The sequence below is a fragment of the Leptolyngbya cf. ectocarpi LEGE 11479 genome (assembly GCF_015207065.1).
Taxonomy (GTDB): domain Bacteria; phylum Cyanobacteriota; class Cyanobacteriia; order Phormidesmidales; family Phormidesmidaceae; genus Leptothoe; species Leptothoe ectocarpi.
Map to the genome: position 1 here is coordinate 1 of NZ_JADEXP010000199.1, position 11760 is coordinate 11760.

Genomic DNA, 11760 nt, shown 5'->3' on the forward strand with positions numbered 1-11760 from the left:
GTTACAGTCAATCAACGTTGCTTTTGGGCCTAAGCGATGGATCCCGGCCTGCAGTGGGTCAAAGTTTTTTGGAAACTGGGTTTGGTGGTTTGCGATCGCATCTTGAAAATTGGCATCTTCAATCTGGGTATCCCTTAGACAAGTCCCCCGCAAATCCGCTCCTTGAAAATTAGACCGTCGCAAATTTGCCCGCTGCAAATCCGCACCCCGTAGATTGCTTCCACTAAAATCAACATCCGCCAGATGAGCATCCGCCAAGTTACAGCCCCATAGATCAATCTCAGTCAACACATACTGAGACATTCGAATCGCGGGCATCTGACAATAGCTAAAATCTCGCCGTCCCTTGGCATAGGCGGCAATCACCTGGGAGGATAAATCAGCCATAATTCACTAACTATAAAAAACAAAAATAGTAAAAACTCTGCTTTCATCTGAGATAACAGATGAGCGCGATATCTAAACCTATCTCAGATGCTTATGGGGGACATACCATAGAGAATACTGAGCCTGATTGTTTTGAGTCAAAATGATGTCTCTATGCTGACGCAGCAGACGTCGTGCCCACCCCACTGCTCGTTCTTGATCCGTTGTACTACGCCACAAACAATAGTACTTATTTTGGTAACGCACACCAAATACCATGGCATCACCGGTATCTAAATGGGTTGGATCAACTTGATCCAAAAACGTCAAGATAGGGATATCTACTGGAGGTAAGTCCGCATCTAGCTGTACAAGCTCATCCAAAGCAATTGGGGTGAGTTCCAAGCCATCGACATGGGCACCTTGGGTATATCCCTTAAAATGCACAACAGTATGGCCGGAGGCAAGCTTTTTAGCCAGTAAACCCTGGCCATTTAAGCTCATAGAACTCCCCACTCCTCTCGAGGCTGGAATCTGCTTCTCAAAATTTTTAGATGCGTCCTGTTGTTGGCTGGCCACCTCACTGACAACAGAAGTCTCAAATGGTTCAGGTGCGGCAGCTAAAGCACGCTGGCGTCGATAAATACGACGCAGAATATCGGCTGTGACCATTCCAGTGCCAACACTGCCAATAATCGCAATCCCAATGTAACGGATAATAGGTTTAGCTGAATTATCTAAAGGGCTGATAAGGTCACCCCGAGATTGACTAGGGGATACCCAAGTGGGCACTGAGTTTGCCATCGACAGTGGCAGGGTAATAACGGCGAACGCTACCCCCGATGACACCAGTGATGGTAAGAATATGCTACGAAAGGGAGATGAGCCCATGGAATTTAATCTGTAATCGGTAAATAATAACGTAAGGTTAAGTTAACGCCTGTATAGTCCTCTTAAACAATCCATCCAAAACTGTTAACGTCAGGAGGCAGTTTAAGAAAGCCACAGCCTAGCCTTCGATCTTTCAAACATCCTAAACGGTTGATGAACTTGAATAGGACGGAAACAGGCTGCAGGGTGTTAATCTACACATCAGGGTCACATATAAGAAAAACAAATAACTAGTCAATTAATGGGTAGTTAAGTTCTATGAATTTAGACTGAATGTTCTGTGATGCGTCCATTGGAGTAGGACAGGTATAAGAGGTATGGGCTTTATTCTGCCTCTGGTCTTTCCTTCTTGGAATTTATTCAGTTCTTAATCCTGATTTGGCCGTTGTTGCCCTGTGGGATAAGTCAATTCAAATCAAAATTAACACCATCTAAGATTTCCTAGGTTGATTTTCCATCTAAGGCTAATCAATGCCCTAACCTAACTTTTATATAAATAACGTCTTTATTATCGACAGTGAATGGCCTATGAAACTGAATTTTCTGCTAACCCTGTTGATTTTATCTGCCGCAATGGCTCCTTTGCTCCTGCGTTTACCGCAGGTTAATAAGGTTTTATCAAAATCTGATCCAGCCGTGGCTGTCACCCAGCGGGGAGATTCCCTAGACGCCATGGCCGATCCACAGCATCCAAACTATACCTGTGTGAGCTGCGACCTACGCGGCAAAGATTTTAGTAATCAGGATCTGAGCCGCGCTAATTTCTTTGGTTCTGACCTCCGGGGAGCTGACTTTAGCAACAGTCTATTGATCAACACTGTATTTCGCGAAGCAAAGCTGGATGAAGCTGACTTGAGCTATACCAACATGCGCGGGGCTGATTTAGAAGAAGCCAGCTTAGTTCGTGCCAATCTGCGCAATGCCAAGATTCTTCAAGGTACCCTGGAATATAGCAATCTTGAGCGAGCAGACTTGACTAATGCTGAATTGCGAGACGCCAATCTCTGTTCAGCTCGATTAGTGAATAGCAGCTTTCAGAGCGCTAGTCTCTACGGCACAATTCTACGGGCAGCCGACATGACCGGGGCAAATTTTAGTCAGGCCTACATGCGCTACGCCGATATGTATAGCGCCATTACTAATGGGACTCAGTTTGATCAGGCTGATATGGCCTTTGTTACTTATCCTGACGGCTCTACAGCCCACGAAGGTTATATCAACTCTGTTAACCAGGTGACCGATTGCAACATCGACGATGAATCCAGCAGTTCTAAGTAGAGTCGCTGGATTCCCATTATTCCCATTGAAGAGCTGTTTTGAACAGAGCTGTCTTGGACAGCTCTGTTGTTCTAACAATTGACCTAACGATCGACCGAACCCATAATGACGTCGATACTCCCCAGAATTGCCATGATGTCGGCAAGTTTAACTCCGCGCAGCAGGTGAGGCAAAATCTGTAGGTTGTTAAAGTCTGGAGCGCGAATTTTCCAACGCCAGGGATAAATACTGTCATCCCCAACAATAAACACCCCTAGTTCACCCTTGCCGCTTTCCAAGCGAACATAGTGCTCACCTGCTGGAATCTTAAATGTGGGGGCGATTTTTTTGCCAATAAACTGATAATCAAATCCATTCCATTCTGACTTGGGACCTTCAGCCATCCGTTTGGCTTCCAGATTCTCGTAGGGGCCGCCGGGGAGACCTTTAATTGCCTGGCGGATAATTTTTACCGACTCCCGCATTTCCCGCACCCGGATTACATAGCGGGCGAAACAGTCCCCAGCAGTTTCCCACTGCACATCCCAGTCAAAGTCGTCGTAGCATTCATAATGATCGACTTTCCGCAAATCCCATTTAACCCCCGAGCCTCGCAACATCGGACCTGAAAGTCCCCAGTTAATAGCATCTTCGCGAGTGATAGTGCCAATGCCCTCCACCCGACGCCGGAAGATGGGGTTGTTGGTAATCAGTTTTTCGTATTCGTCTACCTTGGGCAAAAAGTAATCGCAGAAATCTTCGCACTTATCAACCCAGCCATAGGGTAAATCAGCGGCTACTCCACCAATGCGAAAATAGTTATTGTTAATCAGACGAGCGCCTGTGGCTGCTTCCCACAGGTCATAAATCATTTCCCGCTCACGAAAAATGTAAAAGAAAGGCGTCTGGGCACCAACATCAGCTAAGAAAGGTCCTAGCCATAGCAGATGATTGGCAATACGATTCAATTCGAGCATGATCACTCGAATATAGCTAGCTCGTCTAGGGACCTCAATATCGGCTAGTTGTTCGGGGGCGTTAACGGTAATCGCTTCGTTAAACATGCCCGCTGCGTAGTCCCAACGGCTAACATAGGGCACAAACATTACGTTTGTACGGCTCTCGGCTATTTTCTCCATGCCACGATGCAAATAGCCAATGACGGGCTCACAGTCAATCACATCTTCACCATCAAGGGTGACGATGAGTCGAAGCACCCCGTGCATTGAAGGGTGATGAGGTCCCAGGTTGATTACCATGGGCTCTGTTCTGGTTTCGAGCCGTGTCATAGAAACTATGCCGTATTATTCTCTGACTTACTTTAGCAAGATTCTTCGCTGAAAGCTGGAATAAAAGAGCAATCTCGTATTGAAATAAAGCTATTTTTTTTCTGACTTGTCTATGGGCAGACTATGGGCAAAAAATAGCCATCCATCAGCGAGTTCTGCAAGGCTACTGGCTAACTGAGGTATGATGCGATTCCGTAAAGCCGGTCTGAGTCTGTTTGATTTATTTTGTTTGATTTATTTGATTTATAGAGGGGTGCTCTGTGAACAATGCTAGCGCTGATGATACGCCTGATTCGGCACCGCTATTTGTCCATCAGTCAGTGTTGGCAGCAGCGGTGCTGACAGGTCTAGCACCCAAACCCCATGGCTACTACCTTGATGTAACTGTGGGCGGTGGTGGCCACAGTCGCTTAATTTTAGAAACTGACCCAACGATTCGCCTGCTGGCCCTAGACCAAGATCCGGTGGCCCTGGAGGCGGCCCGGCAAAATTTAGCCGAGTTTGGGGATAGGGTCTTATTTTGGCAGGGTAATTTTGCTAGCTTTAATCCTGCGGAACAAAAATTTGACGGTGTCTTGGCGGATTTAGGGGTGAGTTCTCCCCAGTTGGATCGCCCTGAACGGGGCTTTAGCTTTCGGCATCAGGGAGCGCTGGATATGCGCATGGACACGACCCAGGAGTTAACGGCAGCTGAGTTGGTAAACCACAGTTCAGAGCGGGAGCTGGCTGATATTTTTTATCACTATGGTGAGGAGCGTCTTTCCCGTCGCATTGCCCGTCGGATTGTGGAGCGTCGCCCTTTTCAGACAACGACGGCACTGGCTGATGCGATCGCAGCCAGTGTGCCTGGTAAATATCGCCATGGCCGCATCCATCCGGCCACCCGTGTGTTTCAAGCCCTACGCATTGCTGTTAATCGGGAGTTGGAGGTGTTAGAACAGCTGATCGAAGTTGCCCCCGACTGGCTAGCCCCCGGTGGCAAACTCGCAATTATTAGTTTTCATAGCCTTGAAGATCGTCGGGTCAAGCACGGTTTTCGTGACCATGGACAGCTTAAGATCCTCACCAAAAAACCGATCATTGCGGGTGAAGATGAAATCCGCCAAAACCCAAGAGCGCGTTCTGCCAAACTGCGTCTAGCAGAGCGAATTGAGTGATACCGCATGTAACTTGGCAATGGGGCACCCAACAGCGGGAAGGAATCACCTAGGGTAATAACAAGGCCTGGTAGGGCGTTACCCCAGTAAGGGTGAGCGTATAGTCAAAGCTGCTGTTCGCGTCCTGAGTCTGCCAGCCGACAATCAGCCCTTGACTGTCCAAAATAGGTGTGGTCCCTTGGGGACTCACCACAGCAAAATACACGTCGGTTTTAGGGATGACCACGTTCTGCATCGATACCTGGAAGCCAATGTCATTGCTTTGCATGAGGAGATGGCCCGTTTGGTCAAACAAAAATATCTGAGTTTCTCCACCAATGTGCGTTCGGGTAACATCCGCCTCCAGAGAAAGCCGATCCCCCAGGCGAGCTACGAAGCTATAGACTTGCTGGCCCCTATTGACACGACCGCCCACCACATTAAAGCCATCTGTGGTGTCAATGGGGCTGGCAAAATCTGCCAGTACCTCTGGGCTACTGGCCGTCAGCTCTGGGGGAATGAGATTGACTGTGGGGTCAAAGTCATCATCCAATTCAATGATGGGACGCGAACTCCGCAACGCGGCGATGGCCCCATACCAGTCTAAGGGCTGAGGTTCAGGGGCTTCAGGCTCAGCCAGGGGTAGGAAAAGCGGTAGGGTGCGATCGCAACTAGCCTGAGTTATTGGCGGCACAGGCGTAATTTGCCATGTCTGTAACTGCCGTCTAAATCTCAGCAATTCTTGGCGGTACGTCATCGAAACATCGGGTGAAGCAATGAGCCTGCTGGTGATATCAATCGCTTGTCCCCACTGCTGTAAACACACGGCTCGATCCAGCTGAGCCAGGGTAGCCTGATGGACTTGATGGGACAATGCCTGAGCCCGCAATGCTCCCCCGTTACATAGGGAGATCAAAACAGCAAAACCGACAGAAAAACCCAGGCCGTGGGAGCGAAGTATAGCCATATCTCGACGAGCAACAGCAACCTTTATATAGACAATAAGTATTACTGTAAGGCTACCCTACGGTCTACCATTCAATCCTGAGAACATAGGTGCAATCCTGATCGATTTGACTGGAAACAGCGACAGTCCTCCCAGGAACTCCCTGGGCACATTAAGATTGACAGGTAAATATGGGTGAATTGGGTGATTACCTTCCCAAGGTTGACTCCGACATGTCCCAAGCCTCAGATATGCCACAAAGTGATATGAGTTCTCCCACTCATGAACAACTTAAACTCCTGGTTGTCGATGATGAACTCGATAATCTAGAACTGCTACATCGCACATTCAGGCGTAGCTATCGTGTTTATCGGGCCAGTAGCGGACAAGAAGCGTTAGATTGTCTGGCCCAGAATGGTGAGATGGCTATCATCATTTCTGACCAGCGCATGCCCAAAATGAACGGGACAGAATTTCTGAGTCTTACAGTCAATGACTACCCCGACACCATTCGGATTGTCCTCACTGGCTACACCGACGTCGAAGACCTGGTCGATGCCATTAATTCAGGTCAGGTTTACAGATACATCACCAAACCCTGGAAACCCAAGGAACTACGTCAGGTCATTGACGAAGCCGCCAAAACCTATCGTGTGGTCAAGCAACGCACCCACGACCTATCCCGCTCCCTCAAAAAAGAATCGTTATACAACTCAATTACCACGACCATTCGGCGCTCACTGGATTATGCCAGTACGCTACAAACGGTTGTAGATGCCTTAGGAGAGGCATTTGAAGCCGATTATGCGGTTTTATATCCGGTGGATGCGATCGCACCTGATAACACCCCCCAGCCAGTCACTTATTCTAAAACTGGCGAATCCGCATCTGCCCTAGCGGCAGCAGATACCCCTTGCCAACAGCTGGTTTTAGACAAATTTCCCTATGGTGATGTCACCTTAACTCGACTAGCAACAGGATTTACCTATCGAGATATCCCACTGGCGTCTATTGCCCTGTATCAGAGTACAAACACCTGGAATAGCGACATCGTTGCTCTATTCACCAGCATTTCTGAGCAGGTGGTGATGGCTATTTCCCAGGCTAAGCTGTACCACCACGTGCAACGTCAAACCGAACAGATGCAGGCTGAGCTCGAGGTAGCCCGGCAAATTCAACATAATTTGCTGCATCAGGTTTGGCCCGAAATCCCTGGCCTTACGATCCAAGCCAAGTGTCAAGCAGCGCGAGCTGTTGGAGGGGATTTCTATGAAGTTTTTATCCATCCTCAGGGCGATATCTGGTTAGCGGTGGGGGATGTCTCTGGCAAAGGGGTACCCGCTGCACTATTCATGGCCAGTGCCATTTCACTGCTGCGGCGGGAATTATCCGCTAGTCAGTCCCCCAGTCCTGACGCTGTGATGGCCAATCTCAACCAGGCTCTAAATGCTGATTTAGTCAATAACGAACACATGATTACCATGGTGCTGGTGCGGTACAGCCCCACCAGCAAAGAACTGGTCTATGCCAATGCCGGCCATATTTATCCTGTAATGTGGTCACAAAGAAATCTGATGCAGGGAACTGATACCCCCCTTCAGCCTACTTATTTACGGGAAGGCAACAGTGTGCCGCTAGGTATTTTACCCACATGGCGAGCTGAGGCCGGTCGCTTAACCCTAAGCGTAGGGGATGCTTTACTACTGGCCAGTGATGGAATTACCGAAGCGCTAGTCAATGTTGATGGCCAACACAAGATGCTGCATCAAGCAGGGTTGTGGCAGCTACTGTTAGAGCAAACAACCGGCCTGGATCTCAAACGTCTGCTAGCTCAACTAAACACAACAGACACTGAGCAGCATGACGATCAGACTATCTTGTCTTTGGAGGTAGCGTTTTAACCGATGAAAACTGAACTCGCTATCCCCAGTGATTTAAAGTTTTTGGCTGTTGTAGAAGATTGGCTACTGAGTTCGCTCAAGGCTGAACTCGGCATGGCTGCTAACTTAGATTGGAAAAAAGTTGAAAGTCGTCTGCGACTGGTCATTGTCGAAGTCTATTCAAACATTGTGCGTCACGCCCATCAAGACCAGCCTGACATTCCTGTCGTTTTACGCTTGGGTGTTGAGGGTAGTTTTCTCTCTTTACAGGTCTGGGATGAAGGCCGTGGTTTTGATATTCGCAACTATCAAGTGCCCAGTCCCGGTGATCCGCAAGAAGGGGGATATGGCTGGTTAATTTTGCACCAGTTGATGGATCGAGTTGATTATCAGCTGAGGGTGGGTGATGGGCGTAACTGCCTCACCTTAGAAAAGGATTTGGGCTTAATCATTGACTATTCAAAGGACTATTCGTCCTAAGGTAGCTCCAACGTTTGTAACTGCCAGGCCCTATTGTTTATAAAACCAGAGAAAGCACCGATCGGTCCCTTGGGGCGTATCGGGTAGGCTCATGTGCAGATCATTCTCTGTTTGAGTCTCTAGTAAACTACGCAGGGCCATCCCTCGAGGGCTATCTTTGATGTCATTGGAGACAAGCAGTCCACAAATTCCCTGGGGGGCCAAGAGATGAAAACACCGCTCCATAAACAGCCAATGTCGGCGGAGCTGGGTGCGTTGACGCTGACCCTTGAGCAGTGGGCCTTGATGCTCGTACTGGGGAGAGCGATAAAAGTAATCGGTCATTAACGAATGCTGACTCTGGTAAAACAGCCAAGCCTTTGCCACATCAGGATCTGCATTGAGCAACGAACGTTTGGCCGTTTTGAAGGTGCGCATATCCAGATTTTTCTTGCGGGTTAAATCACAAAATTGTTGGAAAAACTCTTTGGCAGTGGGTCGAAATATTCCCTGGGGAGATCTCGATACAATGACACTAAATCCATGGGTCCGCTCTAACACATGGTTAAAGTGATATCCCCAGTGGAAGGGCTGTAGTCCTACGATATCTTCAATGCCTAATAACCGTTTTCGAGGGGCTTTGATCAGCTGAGCGGCTCTAAATTGGATGCCTAGGGTCTGACTAAATTCAACCAGTAGCAATTCGTTCAGTTTGGCCTGCGCTTGGGCATCTAATTGATTGATCTGTTCTCGAAAAAATTCGAGCTGAGCATAGTGGGGGATGCCTTGTTGCAGTTCCTCTAATAGATAGGCACGGGAGCGATAGTGTTCAAGGGCAATGTTTTTCTCAGAGAGAATGGTGCGATAATTTTCGGCGGCTAGGGGCTGGAGCAAATTTCCTTGTAGCAGTGTTTCTGCGGCCCGCAGGCGATCAAATCCGGCCTCATCTACTCGAATAAAGCCCACTAGACTATTGCCTTTGAAAATGTTGAAATCAAGGTTTGGCAAGGGTTCAACATCGTTGGCATGTTGGGCAATCGCCACTAACCCCAACAAAAGCTGGAGACGGGCACTATCGACAACGGCTGGATTGATGTCGACACCATAGAGACCATGCTTAAAAATCCGACGGTAGATTGTCTGTAACAGCGACGAATTTTCCGTCTGTACTCCTTTAAGCCAGATATCCAACTGACTGTGGGGAGAGTGACCTAGCTGACCAATGATGACACTATAGATATCGACCAATTGATGCTGCAGTTCGACTAACAGCGTTCCCACGCCACAAGCTGGATCGAGGACTGAAAATTGGGGCAAAATCGTCTGCACTAGCTGGCGTAGATGGTTAGCCTGGCCACAAAAAAGAATATCCCAAAAATCAGGAGCTGATGGCCCTGTCTCCAGGCTGAGCTGGCGGAGCATGAACTGATTGATGACAAGATCACAGCAAGGACCTTGTTCCCCTGCCATTGCTTCCGGGTTTTTCAGGTCTTCATCGGTCAGTATCTGCTCAAATGCTAAGCCCATCGTGTTTACCAGCCAGCTATTGCTAACCCGCTGCCACAGGGGGGATTCAAACCAGACTAAAATCGATTCAAAAGGTGCATCGGTAATGTTGATCTGAGTGTATCGCTGCTCCAGGGGATGGGTATAAAACACATCCCCCAAGTAGGGAACTTGACCAATCCAGCTAACGCTCCGAGGCCGTTCTAGGGCCGGGAGAGCAAATCCCTGGGTAAACAAAGGCCGCAAGACCTGTTGAAAAAAGATATCCGGCTGCTGCTGTTGGCTATGGCCAAGCCGATTGTGGAGATACCAGATGTTGTTATCGAGTAGGCCACGCTGCTGCAGGATGTGAACAATGATCAGCCGCTGCAATAAAACAGCCGCGTACCAGCGGCGATCGCAACTATTTTCGATGCCGGTAATGCTGTCGCTCAGCTGGCCCAGCTGCTGTCTCAACTGCGAGGTAAATTCGACACAGTCAACGGGCTGTGCCTGTAGATCAAGCCTGCCCCAAGCAGGAGCATACTCAGCCAGATAGCTGAGTCGGGCTGACCATGCTCCGAAGGGCTGCTGAGTGACAAACACAAGCGAGTGGTGGCTATCGACACGCTGCCAGTACCAAAGGCTGCGGCACCGTTGACGATCGGTAAATATGAGCAGAGGCTGGGGGTGTTTTTTATGAATAGTTTGATACAGTCTGGCCTTGAGTTTGGCGCTGAGAACATCAGGCCGATTGAGCCTGATTTCCCAGATCCTGGCGTGGCCCCGTTGGGCAATACAGTGGGCGCGATAGGGATGATTAAAGGCTCTCGTTGCGATCGCACACCCCTCTGACGGGGCCATCCAACCCAGCACATCCTGAAACAAGGTAACCAGATCTAGAGACTGCAAGCATGTCTCCGCCCACCGCATGTCGAAGCCCATGGCCGTCCGTTAAACTCTAAACAAGCCGTTCAGCCAGCCTTGGCTATCTGCTCAGCTTTTTGTCGAAACCGCTCTAGATCGGCCTGCAATGTGGAATTAACAATCCGTCGCAGCCAACCATTTTCCATAAATCGAGCTAACACAGTGGGCACCGAATACGACAGGGTCATTTTGACGGTACTATTGCCGTCCTGATGCCCATAAAATCGAATTGCACCACGATTAGGTAAGCCATCCACCGACTCCCATTGCAAAATCTGATTGGGAATCACGTTGACCGTACGTGATAGCCAAGTAAACTCCCAGACACCAGATGCCAACTTCCACCGCGACAACCCTGGCTGCTCAGCTAACAGCTCGACCGAATCAATCCACTTCATCCATTGGGGCATCTGTTCTAAATCTGACCACAGAGCCCAAACCAAATCTATGGGAGCCTCCACGTCGACATATACGCTATGTTCAAGCCAGTTTGCCATAGGGGATATGGGCACTTATTAGGAATTAACTTCAAAAGTCATTACATTCCCATGATCTCATAGCCAGAGTCAACATACAGAATCTGCCCTGTCACCCCCGAGGCTAAATCGCTACACAAAAATGTGGCAGCATTACCGACCTCGGCTTGGGTTACCGTACGACGCAGGGGAGCAACTTCTTCCACATGGTGAATCATATCTAGGATACCGCCCACCGCCGATGATGCCAGAGTCCGAATCGGTCCCGCAGAAATCCCATTAACTCGAATATTCCCAGGTCCTAGCTCAGCAGCCAGATAACGGACATTCATCTCGAGGGCCGCTTTAGCAATGCCCATGACATTGTAGTTGGGAACCACCCGCACACCGCCTAAATAGGTCAGGGTGACAATACTCCCTCCCTCTAGCATTAAAGGCTTGGCCTGTTGAGCCAGTTTCACTAAAGAATAGGCGCTGATATCAAGCGCTGTTTGAAAACCCTGACGAGATGTGTCGCTAAAATCGCCTGTTAAATCATCGCGATTAGCAAATGCCAAACAGTGAATCAGAATATCTAGTCGGCCCCAGCTTTCCTTAACCGCGTCAAATGTGGCCTGAACCTGCTGATCATCCTGGACATTACAGGGC

Annotated in this window: 11 protein-coding genes; 4 read left to right on the forward strand and 7 right to left on the reverse strand. The window is 48.9% G+C overall.

Going from position 1 to position 11760, the window contains the following annotated elements:
- A partial coding sequence (locus IQ260_RS19110; RefSeq protein WP_193994696.1) for a pentapeptide repeat-containing protein occupies positions 1–387 on the reverse strand: 387 nt, incomplete at its 3' end.
- Positions 388–465: 78 nt separating this feature from the next.
- On the reverse strand, positions 466–1257 hold the full coding sequence (locus IQ260_RS19115) for a glycosyltransferase family protein (protein WP_193994697.1): 792 nt from the start codon (positions 1255–1257) through the stop codon (positions 466–468).
- A gap of 528 nt (positions 1258–1785) precedes the next feature.
- Here IQ260_RS19115 and IQ260_RS19120 point away from each other — a divergent pair.
- Positions 1786–2535, forward strand: a complete 750-nt coding sequence (locus IQ260_RS19120; protein ID WP_193994698.1) for a pentapeptide repeat-containing protein — start codon at positions 1786–1788, stop codon at positions 2533–2535.
- Between the two features lie 83 nt (positions 2536–2618).
- Here IQ260_RS19120 and IQ260_RS19125 read toward each other — a convergent pair whose 3' ends face one another.
- Entirely contained in the window at positions 2619–3803 is a 1185-nt protein-coding gene (locus IQ260_RS19125; RefSeq protein ID WP_193994699.1) for an NAD(P)H-quinone oxidoreductase subunit H, read from the reverse strand.
- A gap of 260 nt (positions 3804–4063) precedes the next feature.
- Between IQ260_RS19125 and rsmH the strand changes: the two genes are divergently transcribed.
- Complete coding sequence (rsmH, locus tag IQ260_RS19130; RefSeq protein ID WP_193994700.1) at positions 4064–4960, forward strand: 16S rRNA (cytosine(1402)-N(4))-methyltransferase RsmH; 897 nt, start codon at positions 4064–4066, stop codon at positions 4958–4960.
- A 49-nt stretch (positions 4961–5009) separates the two neighbouring features.
- Here rsmH and IQ260_RS19135 read toward each other — a convergent pair whose 3' ends face one another.
- Entirely contained in the window at positions 5010–5906 is an 897-nt protein-coding gene (locus tag IQ260_RS19135) for a hypothetical protein (RefSeq protein ID WP_193994701.1), read from the reverse strand.
- A gap of 245 nt (positions 5907–6151) precedes the next feature.
- Here IQ260_RS19135 and IQ260_RS19140 point away from each other — a divergent pair, with 245 nt between their 5' ends.
- Together IQ260_RS19140 and IQ260_RS19145 are read left to right on the forward strand one after the other, a co-directional pair.
- Positions 6152–7786, forward strand: coding sequence for a SpoIIE family protein phosphatase (locus IQ260_RS19140; protein ID WP_228016261.1), 1635 nt, complete (start codon positions 6152–6154; stop codon positions 7784–7786).
- Positions 7787–7789: 3 nt separating this feature from the next.
- Positions 7790–8245 (forward strand): ATP-binding protein, encoded by a 456-nt coding sequence (locus IQ260_RS19145; protein ID WP_193994702.1) that lies wholly within the window; start codon positions 7790–7792, stop codon positions 8243–8245.
- A 30-nt stretch (positions 8246–8275) separates the two neighbouring features.
- Here IQ260_RS19145 and IQ260_RS19150 read toward each other — a convergent pair whose 3' ends face one another.
- From IQ260_RS19150 to IQ260_RS19160, 3 genes are all read right to left on the reverse strand, one after another.
- Complete coding sequence (locus IQ260_RS19150; protein ID WP_193994703.1) at positions 8276–10654, reverse strand: hypothetical protein; 2379 nt, start codon at positions 10652–10654, stop codon at positions 8276–8278.
- 29 nt (positions 10655–10683) lie between these two features.
- Positions 10684–11133, reverse strand: coding sequence for an SRPBCC family protein (locus IQ260_RS19155; RefSeq protein ID WP_193994704.1), 450 nt, complete (start codon positions 11131–11133; stop codon positions 10684–10686).
- Between the two features lie 41 nt (positions 11134–11174).
- Positions 11175–11760 (reverse strand): SDR family oxidoreductase (locus IQ260_RS19160; protein ID WP_193994705.1); only part of this gene is annotated, 586 nt, incomplete at its 5' end.